The organism is Myceligenerans halotolerans, assembly GCF_054782975.1.
Genome location: NZ_BAAGRL010000045.1, coordinates 162,706 through 177,998, shown reverse-complemented (window position 1 = coordinate 177,998; position 15,293 = coordinate 162,706). Strand labels below are relative to the sequence as shown.

Below are 15,293 nucleotides of genomic sequence, written 5' to 3'. Positions count from 1 at the left end.
CAGTGAGCAACGGCACCCGCATATTCATGAGCCCGGCCACGGCGCCTACGGCATTGCACATCGGCACGATCCGCTCGATGGTCGTGGTCGATGCCCTGGCCCGCGCGCACACGGCAGCCGGCGGTCACGGGCTCCGAGCGGAGGCGTGGAGTCTGGCAGGCCGCAAATTTGAGGCCCTATACGCGACATCCGGCCTCTCGGAGGATGAATTCATCCAGCAGGCAATCCAGAGCGGTCGCGCCAGCACTGAGTCATGGGAAATCGCACCGACGCCGCTACCGACACTCCGCCACGACGAACCACGCGTGTCAGCCGCACTGCGGACCCAGGTCTCGGAGCTGGCCGAACAGGGCCGAATCCAGCTCCTCGCCCGGCCACAGCACCGCTGCTCCCGATGCGACCTGACGATGCCACTGACCAAGCACGAGACGTGCTTCCAGTGTGGCGGACAGATCCTGGCTGACAACACGCCGGCCTGGTATCTCCACATCGACCGGCGCGCAATCATGGAGCGCATCGACGAGTGGCAGTGGTCGTCGACCAGTGCACGATCCCGATTCCTTGCACTGAGAGACGGCTATGAGTGGCTGCGCATCTCCCAGGCAGGGCTGACAGTCGGACCGACGTCGCCTCTCGACCCGAACGAAAGGCTCGATGCACGTGTCGTCGCAGCGGGCCATCCCCTGGCGCTCAGCCAGCTAGGGATTGACGCTCCCATCACACTCGTCAGCGGAGTCGACATCCTCCGAAAGCTCCATCTCACCCTGTGGGCGATGACGACGGGGAGGTCTCCGATCGACCGCGTGTTCGCTCACGGCCTGATCTTGACGCACGGGCGCAAGGTGTCCCGCCGCGCAGGCGCGCAGCGGCCGACAGTGACCGATCCGATCGAGATCGCAGCGATGCGATGGGCACTCTTGGGGGCTCCCGAGGCTCGTGACACGGACCAAGCAGCGCTCCGTATCGCGGAGGCACGGAGACTGATCATCAAGCTCAGCCACGTCGACAACTATCTGAGGCGACACCGCCCTCCGGGAGTAATCGATGTCGGAACCATGATGGGTGAGCACGTACTTCGCGTTGACGAGGAGCTTCAAAATGGCGCCCCGAACCGGATCGTTGCCGCCCTCAGCGCGTTGGTGATGCATGCCTCGCGCGATGTCATCCCGCGTTGCCAGGCAAACGGTGGCTACAACAGCTTCGGGGTTCTCAATGCCATGGCCAGCGCAACAGAAGTTCTGACAGGTGCGACACTTGAAAAGATCGGCCAACGATTGGTTCCCGCGTGAGAAATATATCAATCTCGCTGATCGGATTCGGATACTGGGGGCGCAACCTCGCTCGCACTATCGACCAGGGCGACCGCACGACGTTGTCCGCGATCATTGAACCCGATGGCAATCACAGAGATGCAGCCCGAAGAGCATATCCTGGCACCGCCGTGCTGGAGAATATCTCCGAACTTGGTCGAGCCAGAGACACCATCGACGCGGTTGCCATCGCATCCCCACCCGCGACCCATGGCAATCTTGCCATCGCAGCCATGGAACTGGGGCTCGACGTACTGGTCGAGAAGCCACTCGCTCTGAGCCTGGCGGAGGCTCGCGACGTCATCGATCGAGCGGAGCGCCTCGGCCGGGTCGTCATGGTCGACCACACGTTTCTCCACAGTGATCTGACGTCGATCGCAAGGAACCTTTCACGGTCCGGAGCGGTCGGAAAGATACGACGGATCACTTCCCGCCGCTTGGCTCCAGGAAAGCGCCGTCCGGACATCGACGCGCTCTGGAATCTCGCTCCACACGACATCGCACTAATCCTGAACTTGGGAAGGGGGAAAGCCCGGACAGTCCAGGGAGAACCATCCTTCATACAGGGAGAAGGCAACGCTGTCGAGTTCCGCGGAACCATCACCCACGACACCGATCTGGTTGGCGAGTTCCACGTGAGCTGCAATTCACCCGAACGTGTGCGCGACCTCAGGCTTGAAGGTGAGAGCGGATCGATCGTGGTCGACTACATCGCACGGACCATCGCAGTCACCAATCGTGGCTCCCGGATCGCCTGGCGTGCAGAAGAGCGAGAACCACTTGCACGTGTCGTCGAAGCATTCGCCGACCGAGTCGTGAGAAGGAACATCGATGAGAATCACCGAGCGATAGACGTAGTAAGGCTCCTCGATTCGCTAACGAACGAAGGTCGTGATATTCCATACGCAGAGCGTGGCCCTGGTCTCGCTTACCCAAGTGCATCGAAGTCGACGTCGATGCCGTCGGGTGAGGTCCGCTCTCGGTAGCCGAGACGAGCCTCGCCGGTGAACCATTCAACGTGCTCGGACCAGGAAGCTACCGGAGTACCGCGCGTGAGCTCGCGTATCTCCACCGCCTTGCCCAGCAAGTCGTCGCGGGCCGTGACGTGTACCCCCGTGCCGGGTAGCTCCGCGATCTGGAGGGCACCCTCCTGATCGGTTCCGCGCGGGAACCGCTCGAAGAGGTTCACGATCGGGGCGTAGTAGGCGGCGAGGAACGGCAATGCACCGACTTCCCACCGCAGGCCCTCTGCATCCGGTTCGGGGTCGACGACATTGAGATGTACGCCGTCGCTGCGATAGTGGCTGATGCAGCCAACGGTAAGCCACGGCGGGTGCCCGTCGATCGCCGTGACAGCAGACTTCTGAGATCGAACATTATTTAGAAGTGCCTGCTTTACGTCCTTCCGTCCTTTCGCTTCCGCAACGAGCCAATCTGTTCCGGCGGCCGCCCCACGTTTTGGTCCGTTCAGGCGAAGCCCCAGGAGATCCGGCCTCTTCTTGCTGGCGAAAGTGACGTCGTGCACCTTTTGCATTTTGCTGACGTGGGTCAACCACGGCACCCGAACGATCTTTTTCGCCCAAACGCTCGTCAGTGCCATGCCCAAGTAGTAGGACACGTTGCCCTGCTCGGTTGAGTCGAGATTCCTGAACGCAACTGTCGGTGTGAGCCGGTCATTGTCGGTCTCGAAGTACGCGATCATGCACGACACGCGATGCACCATGTCCGCTATCGACAACGTCCGCGGATGGTGCAGGTAGTTCGCTTCCCGCCCGACCGTGATCGCCGCCTTGAGGAGTTCAGGCCAACGGACACTCATCAGTGAGGTGCCGTCCAGCTCGGGGCGCTCTGGTGCGAAGTCGGATCCTTCCCACGGCAAGTTGAAACGCCGCCACATCAGCCTCATACCTGTTCCGCCAGCATTCGCCGCGCTCGTAGAGGGCAGCCCCAGGAGTTCAATTCTCGCGCGTCACCACAGGTCACAGTAGGCAGGATACGGCCACGGCCCTGTTGAGCGCCTCTTGTCGGCCGACCCACACCCGGATGCCACTAACTTCCGCGGAGGGCCCAGGCACGGACTGCAGGCGGCCAAGCACCCGGACGAGGGAGGCGCGACCCGCCCGCAGAGGTTCTGTCCGGTAGGTGGCCCAGTAAGAGAGGACTGAACAGACCCGCCCGCCTTGCCTCACCGCCACCGGCCACCGCGGCGTCCATTCCCACCGTCGTCTGCGTCGAGTAGGGCAAGCGCAGCATGGACTTCGGCGACGGCTTCCTCCCGATCTTCGCGCAGAGTCAGTGCTGGCACGGACTCCCGCGAGTCGGATCGGAACTCAACACTGCCCGAAGCGCTCCGCTCCGCGAACGTCGGGCGCGTTGCTTCCCCGGTGGCATGCGAGACGGTCAGGACGGTCGGGTCCACACCAGAGACGCCCAACGATGTGAGCGAGGATCTCAGGGCTGGCCAGCCCCCTGCTGGGTCGGCGGCAAATTCGTCGTAGCGGAAAACACGGGTGCTCTCAGCCGGCAGCTTCTCGAGGTTGCGGTAGAAGCGGATCCACAAATCGACACGGTCCGAAGTATTGGGACCTGCCCACGCAAACCCCTGGCCATAGGAGCGCTCCAAACTCGCACACACTCCAGGCAATTCCCTGAAACACAGAAGAAAGCGCGCCTCGGGCAGCACCTCCAAGATATCATCGACCGCAAGAAGATTCCAGGGGTCTGAGTCGCAGCAGAATTGGGCCGGGCTCGTCGTTCGATAGAACTCTGCCGTGGATTGCGCTAGGAACCGCTGATAGTCCGCTTTCGCCGGTGCGAGTGAACGACCCCACCTCAATTTGTTCCACACCAGATAGACACCGGCCAGCTCACCCAGATGGTGAACGTTCGATGCGCTGCCGAGCAATGCACCCATCATGGAAGTGCCGGACCGTGGGCTGCCGACAACGAAGATCGGTACAGATGAATTCATGTACGCTCCCGTAGCTGGATCATCAGGAAGAGGGTCTGACGATGCCGGCTACTCCTTCTGCATAGCGCGCAGCATCGGAACGAGCGCCTCGATGATCTCCTTGCTCTCAGCGTCAATGTCAGTGCGCCCGGCGATTTCGCGAGGGTCGATACACTCGAATCGAGACGGACTCGACGCCCCGTCTTCGGTGTCGCAGATCAGATATGCGCCGCCCCCGACAAGAATCGGCTCAGCTCGGGGTATCACGACGCGTCCGGCCGCCCCGTGTTCCACGGCGAATTTCGCTGCGTTCACGCTCAGGTCAGCTGACTCGGCGAAGCCCAAGACCAGGCTCATCCGTTCTTGCGAGGCTTGCACTTCACCGTGCGGCCTCAGGAAGATCCTTCCCGTGTCGCTGAGGACCATGCCTACGCGCGGGGCTGCCAGGTCCCAGTGCAGGCCAGCATGTCCATCGACCCAACGGATGTCGGTCCGGCCCGAGGTCCGATAGTCGTCGACGAGTTGCTGGTGGATCCCCTCCATCGCACTGATCCCCTGGACGACGTCGGTGACAGTCAGGTCCGCGTAGGCGGACGCCCTCTTCCGCTCGCCGAGCTGTTCGAGGAGCGTGAGCGTCTCGTGCGGCAATAGCGCCCGCTCCGTAAGAAAGTCCAGTGCATCGCGCCACCCCAACGCCAAGAAGCCATAGAAGATGGCGACATACTCCATGCAGATGAGTGGTCCGCGTACGAACTCCGCCTTACCATGCGGTGCGAGTTTTTCGTCAAAGACAAACTTGCGCATCAGGTAAAGGAAGGATGCCACGACCCTGATGGCTTCGGCACGCGTCTCGCGCGGTTCAGGCTCAGGAAACTCGCTGAAGATGTTTCGCCCAAAGAGCGGTATCGCAGTGCGGCTGGCCTGCAAGATGTAGAGCGAAGCCCTATTCTTGTGCATGAAGAGATGATCGTCCGCCAGTGACGGATCGGCGTCACCGAGCGTATGACAGTTGACGCTGATGGGGTATCCCAAAACCTGCTGCGCGGAGTCGCGCGCGCGTTGGATGGCGACCGCTGCATCTTCCGTCAGCTTGTCAAGCAACAGAACAACATCTGCATTGCTGTTGCGATGCACGTAGCCCCGCGACCGACTTCCCATCAATACTGCGCCGATCGCGGCCGGCACAGGAGAAAAAGCGCGAGTCAGCTCCCGTACCATTTCTGGATCGACCACTCGCGTTTCGAGCATCTCCGAAACCCGGAGCCCGGGAGGGAGCTGCGCTCCTCTCGTCGGGGGATGTGTTTGAGCCGAGCTAGACACTTGGTTCGTCCTCCGACGCTCATCCATGGTCCCGGCGGAACTCCTTCATGAAGTTGATAAGCCGGTCCACGCCGGCTTGAGGGACAGGGTTGAAGAGAGACGCTCTCAGATGGCCAACCCTCCGGTAGCCAAGGAGACCGACCATGCCGCACGCCTCCGCCTCCACCACGAAACGCCGCTCCAGTTCGGGAGTCGCCAGCGCGAAGGTGACATTCACCGCAGATCGGGACCCTGGAGCGGCAAGACCCCGATAGAACCCTTCTGACCGGTCGATCAGGTCGTACAACGCCGCAGACCTCTGCGTCGAGCGCTGGGCAAGGACCTCGAGCCCGCCTTGGTCGACGCTCCACTCCAGCATCAGTCGCAGCACGTGGACGGTCGCCAGCGGTGGCGTGTTGTGACGCGACTCCGTGGCGAGGTGGACCCTGTAGTCGTCGACTTGAGGCACAGGTCGGACCGGATCCGGAAGATCTCGGCGAACGACGACGACCGCCAAACCTGGCGTCCCCAGATTCTTATGCGTCGTCGAGTACACGAGATCGTGCGACACCCAGTCGACAGGACGCGTCAGGAGGTCGCTGGACGCGTCGCTCACGAGCCATGCACCATCCGACGGTGCGGGGGCATGAGCGAACTGCGTTCCGAACTCGGTGTTGTTCGAGGTGTAGTGCACGTAGCGCGTGCCAGCCGCAGCCTGGAGGTTCTCGACGTCTGGCAGCTTTCCGTACGCGTCCGCCGCGCCCGAGGCCGGTACGTCGACCCTGCCAAAGGTTCTCGCTTCGGCGATCGCGTACTCGGAAAAGTGGCCGCTGGAGATGTAGCTGGCAATCCCTTCGCCCGGAGGGAGGAAGTACTGCGGGATCATTGCGAACTGGCGACGCGCGCCGCCGTGCAGCATCAGCACCTCGTGGCTGGAGGGGATTGCCAGCAGGTCCTTGAAGAGCGCTCGGACGTCAGCCATCTCTTCCAAGAAGGCCTCAGACCTGTGGGGAACCTCAAGGACGCCCACCTTCAGACCTCGGAAGCTGGCAACAGACTCCGCGAAATGTTCCTTCACCGAAGCCGGAAGCATGGTCGGCCCTGGAGCGAACGAAACCGTCGAAGTTTCGCCGCCCCAGGGCGTTGACGCTTTGAGATCTGGCACAGAGGTCGCTATGCCGTTTCTCCCTGCTGCGAGACCTCGGCAGGAACAGCCGGTGATCCCTGGACGTCGATCTCAGTGGACTCGATCTCCATCCACTCGATGCCTTCGATGACCCGACCGGACTCTTCCAGATCGCCCCCTGCCTGCTTGGCAAGGACGAGCGTCTTCGCGGGGCCCTGAACCCGGACCTCCGTAAGTTCAGTCTTCATGGACACCTTGGCCCGCGACTTGACGCCACGGATCCCGCTGAGAACGACGCCTGCAGCCGAGAACAGCTCGGGGTCCTCCAGAGCCTCACCGACCTCGTCCGGAGTCGGCCAGGAGGCCAGGTGGACCGAGCCGTCGTGCGACCAGGACCACACCTCTTCCGTCACGTAGGGCATGAACGGCGCGAGGAGCCGGACGTGTACGTCAAGCGCGATTGCCAGGGCGCTCCGCGCCGAATCGGCCTCCGGTCGGGAGCTGTAGGCGCGCTCCTTCACCAACTCGAGGTAGTCGTCGCAGAAGGTCCAGAAGAACCTTTCGGCGCGCTCGAGGGCCGTCGTGTAGTCGTAGGCCTCGAATGCCGCGGTGGATTCCTGGATCGTCGCCCGGAGCCCGGCCAGCATGGAGCGGTCCAGCGGCTCGGTGACTCGTCCACTCGCACCCGCACTCATCGTCAGCACGAACTTCGCCGCGTTCAGGATCTTGACCGCCAGCCTGCGGCCGACCTTCATCTGCGACTCGTCGAACGGAGAGTCCAGGCCGGGGCGCGCCATCGCAGCACGCCAGCGGACAGCATCCGCACCGAACTTGTCGAGCGCCTCAGACGGCACCACCACGTTGCCGACGGACTTCGCCATCTTCTTGCGGTCCGGGTCCACGACGAAACCCGAGATCATGTGGTGCTTCCACGGGAGCACCCCGTTCTCCTGAACTGAGCGGACGACCCGTCCAAAAAGCCAGGTCCGGATAATGTCGTGCGCATGAGTGTTCAGGTCCATCGGGAACGTACTCGCGAAGAGTTCCGGGTCGCGCTCCCAGCCGGTGACGATCTGTGGGGTCATTGCCGACGTGGCCCACGTGTCCATCACGTCGGGGTCGGCACTGAACCCGCCGGGCTTGCCCCGCTGCTCAGCGGTGTAGCCCTCCGGCACATCGATGGTGGGATCGATCGGAAGCCTGTCCTCGCTCGGCGTCAGAACCTGGTCGTACTTGAGTTCACCGAATTCGTCGACGGCGTACCAGATCGGGAACGGAACCCCGAAGTAGCGCTGCCGTGAGACCAACCAGTCGCCGTTGAGGCCTTCGACCCAGCTCGCGTAGCGCTGCTGCATGAAGGGCGGCGACCACTCCATTTCCGAACCGAGGTCGAGGTACTTCTTCCGCAGCTCCGGGTCCGTTCCACCGTTCCGGATGTACCACTGCCGCGACGACACGATCTCAAGGGGCTTGTCGCCCTTCTCGAAGAAGTTCGCCATCCGCTCGGTATTCCGCGGCTCCCCGACCAGGCTGCCGTCCTCAGTCAGGAGCGACACGATGGTCTCTCGCGCGGAGTGAACGGTCTTGCCGGCAAGGCTGAGGAAGTTCTCGTGCCCCGATTCCGGGATCCACTCCGGCACTTCTTGCGAGAGCCTGCCGTTGCGCCCGATGATCGTCCTAGTCGGAAGTGCAAGCTCGCGCCACCATTGCACATCGGACATGTCGCCGAAGGTGCAGCACATCGCGATGCCGGCGCCCTTCTCCATGTCGACGCCAGCGTGCGCCAGGACTGGAATCTCCACACCGAACAGCGGAGACAGGACACGGCTACCGACCAAGTGGCTGAACCGGTCATCGGCAGGATTCACCAGGAGGGCGACGCACGCCGGAAGAAGCTCGGGCCGGGTGGTCTCGATCGTCACGTCCTGAGCGCCGTCCTTGCCCCGGAACCGGATCCCGAAGAACGTGCCAGGGTACGGCCGGGCCTCGACCTCAGCCTGCGCAACGGCGGTCTGGAACGTGACGTCCCACAGCGACGGAGCTTCGGAAAGGTACGCCTCGTCACGCCCCAAATTGCGAAGGAAGGCAAGCTGGGAAATGCGTCGCGACTCGTCAGAGATGGTCGCGTACAAATACGACCAGTCAACGCTCAGTCCGACCTGCGTCCACAAGTCCTCGAACGCCTTCTCGTCGATCGCCGTCAGCTTTTCGCACAGCTCGATGAAGTTCTGTCGGCTGACGGGAACCTGCTTCTTCCGGTCAGGCTTCGCGGGCGGAACGAACTCACGGTCGTACGGCAACGAGGGGTCGCACCGCACACCGTAGTAGTTCTGGACACGGCGTTCCGTGGGCAGACCGTTGTCATCCCATCCGATCGGATAGAAGACGTTCTTCCCACGCATCCGCTGGAATCGGGCGATGAGATCCGTGTGCGTGTAGCTGAAGATGTGCCCGACGTGGAGCGAACCCGATACGGTGGGAGGCGGTGTGTCGATCGAGTACACCTCTGAACGGTCGGTACCAGGTCGAAACGCGTAGGTGCGCTCCTCCTGCCACCGACTCCCCCACTTCGTCTCCAACCCGTCGAGGGTTGGGCGATCGGGAATCTGGCCCACTTCTTCCACGATGGTTGACACTCTCTCGCTAGCGTTTGCGTGCATCCCGCCCGCCCGGATCGGCACGCACAGGTACGGCGGATGCTCAACAGTTGACCGCAGCAGGTTAGCACGCGGGCCTACCACACACGTATGACGATCACGGACGCTGACCGGTCAAAACACCAGTCCGACCAAGGCCCCGCCTTCCCACTGATGCGCGCCCACGGCGAACGCCGCGCGACCGGCCCCCGAGCCGGTCGCGCGGCCGGCCCGACCACCGGCCGCGCGGCGCCGGTCTCAGCCGGCCGTCTCGACCACGCGCACGTCGTCGACCCGGAACGTACCCGACGATCCCCGCAGCCCGAGCAGCAGCTCGATGTTGTCGATATCGCCGTCCACCGTCGTGTAGGTACGCTCGAACGTCTTCCACTCACCCGGTGCGGTGGCGGCCGACGCCGGGAACCAGTTGCGCTGCTCCGTCCCGACCCCGCTGCTCCCGAGGAATGACCGGAAGAACGCGTACGCTCCCACGCCGTCGGCGGGCGTGTAGTCCGTGAGCTGGTAGCGGAACGAGATGCGGTAGGTCGTGGCCGGCTCCGCGGCGACGGGCGAGACGCCCGCCTGCTCCCGCGAGTCCGCCCATACCCGGTAGGCATGCGACCCGGTGGTGTCCGCGCTGGTGAACAGCAGCGAGCGGGCACCGGCGAACGCGCCGCCCGTGACGATCTCCTGGGTGTACGTGTCGGGTGTCTCCGAGGTTCGACCGAGCCGCCACACGTCGGCGTCGTCGGCCTCGAACCCGTGGGTCCACACGCTGAGCAGCAGGCTGTGCGCGGCCTCCAGCTCGACCGCCAGCGTCTCGAGGTCCGCGTCCGCGGCGTTCGCCGCGGCCTCGATCCGGTCGACCTCGGCCGTGAACGCGGCCCAGCTCTCCGGGGTGTACCCGGACGCCTCCAGCGCACGGGCACCGGCGATCTGATCGGCCAGCGTGGGCGGCTCCACCGGCTCGACCCGGACGTCGTCGACGCGGAACACCCCTTCGGAGCCGCGCAGGCCGATGAGCACCTCGATGTTGTCGACCGTGCCGTCCTCCGTGGTGTAGACCCGCTCGAACGTGGCCCACTCCCCCGGCGCGGTCGCGGCCGATGCCGGCAGCCAGTTGCGCTGCTCGACGCCGACCCCCGCCCCGCCGGAGAACGACCGGAAGAAGGCGTACGCCCCGACGCGGAAGCCGGGCGTGTAGTCGGTGAGCTGGTACCGGAAGGTCACGCGGTACTCCGTCGCCGGCTTCGCCGTCACCGCGGACACGCCGCCCTGCCTGCGCGAATGCGCCCAGAGGTTGTGTGCGGCGTCTCCGGTGGTGTCGGTGCTGGTGAACAGCAGCGACCGAGCACCGGTGTGCCCGCCGTCGTCGGCGATGCCCGACGTGTACGTGCCGGGGGCACGGCCGCCGAGCTGCCAGACGTCGGGTTCGTCCGCCTCGAACGAGTGCCGGAACACGGGCAGGAGCAGCTCGGCGGCGTCGTAGACCCGCTGGACGAGCGCCGCCTCGTCGGTGTCGCCCTCGTTCCACGCCGCCTCGACGGCGTCCAGCTCGGCGACGAAGGCGGCCCAGCTCCGTGGCGCGTGGTCGTCCGGGTCGAGCGCCCGGGCGTCCGCGATGACGGCCTCGATCCCGGCGGCCTCGACGCGGGCGGTGGACGACGTCGTCACCGTCCCGTCGAGGGTGCGGGCCACCACGGCGTACGTGAGGCTGCCCGCGAGCACGACGCCGTCGTGGCGCAGCCCGCGCGTGGTCGTCACCTTCTCCCAGCCGTCGGGCGAGACCTGCGGGTCAAGCCCGGCGGCCGCGGCATCGGACGTCCGGTAGACGTCGTACTCGACGGCCCGGACGGGCTTGGTCCAGCGCACGGTGTGCGCGCCGCGCTCGCCCTCGGTGATCCAGAGCGCCTGTGCCGTCGCGGGCAGTTCCTCGACGGTGACGTCCTCGAACGTCGACTCGCCCGAGGCGACGCTGACGCCCGCCAGGACGGCGTCGAGCATGGGAACGATCTCCGAGCCGAGGACCGTCCATGTCTCGCCGTCCGCAGACGCGGAGGCAACCACCTGGTGGCTGTGCGCCGTGCGCACGAGCTTCACGTAGCGGTACTCCCCCGCGTCGAGGTCGGGACCGGGCACCCGGTACGGGCTCCTGGTCCCGCCTCCCGAGTTGTGACCGGGAATGCCCACCCCGATGTGGGCGCGCGTGTCGAGGGTTCGGGTGCGTAGCACGATCTTGCCGTCCTCGGCGCCGAGCCAGACGTATTCGCTGGTCGGAGCCGCATCCTGACGGATCGCCACGCCGGCGCCGGCGGCGGGCTCGGCCCCGAGGTCCGCGGAGGCCAGTACGCTGCCGCCCACCAGCCGGCTCGCGAGCACCAGGCCGTCGGGCTGGTAGCGGCCGATGCCGTTCCAGCGCGGCGTGATCGCCTCGTCCCCGCTCGCGAACCCGGCCCCGGTGGCACCGGCGATGGTGACCGTGTCGCCGTCCACGGCCGCGGACCCGGCGGTCTCGCCGACCCGGTTGTCACGCCAGCCGTCGGGCAGTCCCCGCGTCACCGGAGCGGACACCTCCACCGCCACCGGGACGACGTGTCGCATGGCGGCCCACCTGCCCCGGGCCGCACCGCCCGGTTGCCCGCGCTCATCCGGCACCGCGCCCGCGTGACCGCGCTCGTTCCGCGCCGCGCCCGCATAGCCGTGCTCGTTCCGCGCCAGCACCGCGTAGTAGTAGCGCCCGGGCTCCGGGACCGGGTCGACGAGGGACTGCCCGGTCACGCCGGACGCGACCGGGACGGCGTCGGTCATCGCCGCGGTGCTGCCGCGGAACACGTCGAACGACGTGGCCCCGGCCGAACGGCCCCACGTGAGACCGACGACGCCTGCGCCCGACGTCGCGTCGATCGCCAGGACCCGGCCGGGCTCGGGACGGCCGGCGGCGGTGCCCAGGTCGAGCACGACGGCGGAGGAGGGCCGCAGCCCGTAGCTCCCACGGACGACCTTGACGTCCCTGCCGGACACGAGGTCCCGCACCCTCCCGTCGACGTCGTCGGGCAGGGCAATCCGGTGCCGGGCGGCATTGCCGTACTCCTCCCGGGTGGTGTTCACCGCGATCAGGTACGGGCCGTAGCGGGCGGTGACGACGTCGGGATAGTTGCTGAACGGCGTATCCACGGCGAAGTTGTCGCGGTTCATCGGGCCGACGCCGGGCTGGTGGCTCACCGGCGACAGCTCGCCCGTCATCGCGAGCACCTGATCGCCGGTCGCCGTGTAGCGGTCCTGGAAGATCGTGTCCTCGACACTGTGCGGCCGCAGGAACGTGTCCTCGTACGCGACCACGGATTCGGTGCGCACCTGCGTGTGCTGCGCCGTGGCCGGAGTCCGGGCATGCAGCCGCGCCGAGGAGGTCACACCCATGTTCCGGAAGTTGAGCGTGCCGCTCACCTGGGTGTCGCCGTCGCGGAACGCGACGAACAGGTTGTCGACATCCACCCACGCGTAGTCCGGCGTGCTCGCGCGGTCGACGCCGAGGGCCGCGAGTTCCTCGTCCGTGTAGCGGTCGAGCTCCGTGCTGGGCAGGACCCGGCCGGCGGCGGCCTCGCCGAGCGCCTCGTGGTCCGCGCGGCCACCCGTGACGAACGCGTACTCCTCGCTCAGCCGCAGGTCGTACCTGCGCTCCGAGAGGATCTCGTCGAAGTAGGGGAAGACCTGGTTGTCCACCAGCGCCTGCTGCAGCCAGCCGGTGGCCTCGCGGGCGTGCTCCCAGGTGGCTTCCCACTCGTCGCCGGAGTAGTCCTCGGCGTTCTCGGCGAGGTACTTCTCCAGGCCCGCGTACGCGAAGATCTGGGGCGTGTTCGGTTCGGTCGAGTAGGCGACCTTGCCGGGGTAGGCGGGGTTACGCCAGTCGACGACCTGGTCCATCGTCATCACGCGGTTCCCCTGAGCGTCCGTCCCCTGGTACCGGGTCTGGCCGCGGGCGTGCAGGTTGCGCAGCGCGAGCCTGAGCAGCTCGTCACGGAACTCCGCGTCGGCGGGATGGTCGGCGAGCCGCCAGAACCACGACGGGTTGTAGTTCGGCGTCTCGCCGTAGCTGCCGACGTAGCCGTTCTCGCGGTAGAGGCCGGCCGCGGTGACGATCGGGTAGTGCTCGCCGTAGGGCAGCCGGCGCTCGACGGTACCGTCCGCGCCGAGTTTGCTCCGCGCCAGGCCGCGCATCACGACCTGCAGGTAGTCGTCGGTGAGCTGGGCGGTGCCGTCGTGGAAGAACAGCGAGTGGTAGAGATCGAGGTCCTCGCCGTCGGGCCCGACGAGCACCTCCTCGCCGCGGAACGGGCGTATGCCGAGCGCCTCACCGAGGATCTGGTGGCTCCGCTCCGTGCCCTCGAAGAACTTCGAGCCGATGACACGCAGTCCCTCGTGCGCCTCCCAGGCGCCCTCGTAGGTGTAGTAGACCTGGTTCGAGATGTACGACAGGCGCGAGCGCGCGAAGTCGTAGTTCGCCTTGAGCACCCGCTCGTACGCCTCGCGGCGGGAGAGCTCGCCGCCGGACCGGTCGACGCCGGCGATGCTGTTCGCCGTGTCGGTGGTGCTCGTGACGAAGGGCTCGTCGAGGAACGCCTCGAACGCGTCCGGCCCCATGATCTCCGGGTCCGCGAGCAGCGGCTCCACGATGTAGAGCGCCTCGCCGAGCGCGCGGTAGTAGCCACCCCAGTCGGACTGGTGGCCGCCCGACGCGAGGCTGCGGACGTCGCCGTAGTACTGGCGCGTGAAGTTGTCGACCGAGCGCAGGATGCGGTCGATCGCCGCGCGCTTCTCCGCCGGCGTGTCCGCCGGGCACCAGTCCATCGACAGGCACTCGGCGTAGAACCGCAGTTCCTCGACGTACCTCGTGATCGAGAGCACGGCGGTGGGGGACGCGTCCGCCTTGGCGGTCAGGGCGTCGAAGTCCGCGATCTGCCGGTCCCGGTAGGCGTCGATCTTCGCCTGCTGCTCGTCGGCGCCGATCGGCGCGCGGGCCTGCGTCGTCACCGCGTAGCCCGTGTCCAGCTCGCCGTCGGCGGTCCGCGGGAGCAGCTCCGGCTCGAGATGGGTCGTCACGGCGTGGTACGGCCGCGACGAAGTGGACGCCGTCGCCCCCACGCTCGGGTGGTAGGTCCGCAGCGTGACCTGCACGCGGTCGTGGCCCTGCGTGGAGACCAGGGGGAGCATCGTGGTGGTGCGGAAGAACCTGCCGGGCAGCCCGCCCCGGGTCCCGGTGTCCAGGGCCTGGTAGTCGCCGGAGTTCTGGTACTGCGCCTGCTCGCCGTCGACGAGCAGCATCGTCTTGTACGACGACGCGTCACCGCCGTACAGCGTGAGCGACAGGTAGTTCTGCTCCGCCGGGTCGACCGTCATCTCGAACGTCAGGTCGGCCAGGTACCGCGAGGGCGGGTCGGTGGGCTCCGCGACGCGCGCGGGTCGGTCGCCCTCTCCGGTGATCACGGACGAACCGTCGGCATCGAGGCGGTGCGCGTCCTCCGACGCCGGGTCGCCGAGCGCCAGGTGGTCGAGGGCCCCGGCGGGCGCATCCACGGCCACGGCCGACGGCACGTCGGCGTGCGCGGTTGGCACGACGAGGCCTCCCGCGACGGCAGCGAGAGTGAGCGCCATTCCGACCAGCGGCGCCGGACCTGCCCGTCGGCGAGGCGGTGGTTGGTGGGGTGCGGCAGACAACCGGATGGGTCGCGACATTGCGATCTCCTTGGGTGCATTCACAAACGGAAAGCGATTGCCGTCAACGTAGCAGAGGGGCATCAGGCCGGAAAAGGCCTGATTTTCAGGAAGGGCTGCCCGACAGGCCGACTCCGCGCGACAAGAACACGGCATCCTACGGAACGCGCTTGCCGTACGTCATGAGAAGCGACCCTCCGCGCGCGCGGGCGGGTGGGGCACCTTGCGCGGAAGGTGTCTGCTGCCGACGACGGGCCCCGCAA

The 15,293-nt window shown here is 66.2% G+C and carries 8 protein-coding genes; 2 read left to right on the top strand and 6 right to left on the bottom strand.

All coding sequences use genetic code 11. The annotated features are described in order from the left end of the window. The first annotated feature begins 2 nt into the window (after positions 1 to 2). Entirely contained in the window at positions 3 to 1,289 is a 1,287-nt protein-coding gene (locus ACYVK5_RS22525) for a hypothetical protein (protein WP_460708213.1), read from the top strand. After that, entirely contained in the window at positions 1,286 to 2,296 is a 1,011-nt protein-coding gene (locus ACYVK5_RS22520) for a Gfo/Idh/MocA family protein (protein ID WP_460708212.1), read from the top strand. The genes ACYVK5_RS22525 and ACYVK5_RS22520 overlap by 4 nt, the downstream gene beginning before the upstream one ends. Here the strand turns inward: ACYVK5_RS22520 and ACYVK5_RS22515 are convergent. The 6 genes from ACYVK5_RS22515 to ACYVK5_RS22490 all read right to left on the bottom strand — a co-directional run bounded on the left by ACYVK5_RS22515 (position 2,239) and on the right by ACYVK5_RS22490 (position 14,970). After that, a complete protein-coding gene (locus ACYVK5_RS22515; RefSeq protein ID WP_460708211.1) occupies positions 2,239 to 3,216 on the bottom strand; it encodes a hypothetical protein in 978 nt (325 codons plus the stop codon). The genes ACYVK5_RS22520 and ACYVK5_RS22515 overlap by 58 nt on opposite strands. Positions 3,217 to 3,495: 279 nt before the next feature. Beyond that, complete coding sequence (locus ACYVK5_RS22510) at positions 3,496 to 4,281, bottom strand: sulfotransferase family protein (RefSeq protein ID WP_460708210.1); 786 nt, start codon at positions 4,279 to 4,281, stop codon at positions 3,496 to 3,498. Positions 4,282 to 4,329: 48 nt separating this feature from the next. Next, on the bottom strand, positions 4,330 to 5,508 hold the full coding sequence (locus ACYVK5_RS22505) for a hypothetical protein (RefSeq protein WP_460708209.1): 1,179 nt from the start codon (positions 5,506 to 5,508) through the stop codon (positions 4,330 to 4,332). Positions 5,509 to 5,599: 91 nt separating this feature from the next. Further along, positions 5,600 to 6,724 carry a 3-phosphoserine/phosphohydroxythreonine transaminase gene (serC, locus tag ACYVK5_RS22500; RefSeq protein ID WP_460708208.1) on the bottom strand — a complete coding sequence of 375 codons (1,125 nt, stop codon included), beginning with the start codon at positions 6,722 to 6,724 and terminating at the stop codon, positions 5,600 to 5,602. 8 nt (positions 6,725 to 6,732) lie between these two features. Next, positions 6,733 to 9,345 (bottom strand): valine--tRNA ligase, encoded by a 2,613-nt coding sequence (gene valS, locus ACYVK5_RS22495; protein ID WP_460708304.1) that lies wholly within the window; start codon positions 9,343 to 9,345, stop codon positions 6,733 to 6,735. Positions 9,346 to 9,579: 234 nt separating this feature from the next. Further along, complete coding sequence (locus tag ACYVK5_RS22490; protein ID WP_460708207.1) at positions 9,580 to 14,970, bottom strand: hypothetical protein; 5,391 nt, start codon at positions 14,968 to 14,970, stop codon at positions 9,580 to 9,582. Positions 14,971 to 15,293 lie beyond the last annotated feature (323 nt).

Coding starts and splice junctions, on each gene's coding strand:
- ACYVK5_RS22490 (WP_460708207.1), bottom strand. CDS start 14,970: ATGGCGCTCACTCTCGCTGCCGTCGCGGGAGGCCTCGTCGTGCCAACC.
- valS (WP_460708304.1), bottom strand. CDS start 9,345: ATGCACGCAAACGCTAGCGAGAGAGTGTCAACCATCGTGGAAGAAGTG.
- ACYVK5_RS22510 (WP_460708210.1), bottom strand. CDS start 4,281: ATGAATTCATCTGTACCGATCTTCGTTGTCGGCAGCCCACGGTCCGGC.
- ACYVK5_RS22505 (WP_460708209.1), bottom strand. CDS start 5,508: ATGCTCGAAACGCGAGTGGTCGATCCAGAAATGGTACGGGAGCTGACT.
- ACYVK5_RS22515 (WP_460708211.1), bottom strand. CDS start 3,216: ATGAGGCTGATGTGGCGGCGTTTCAACTTGCCGTGGGAAGGATCCGAC.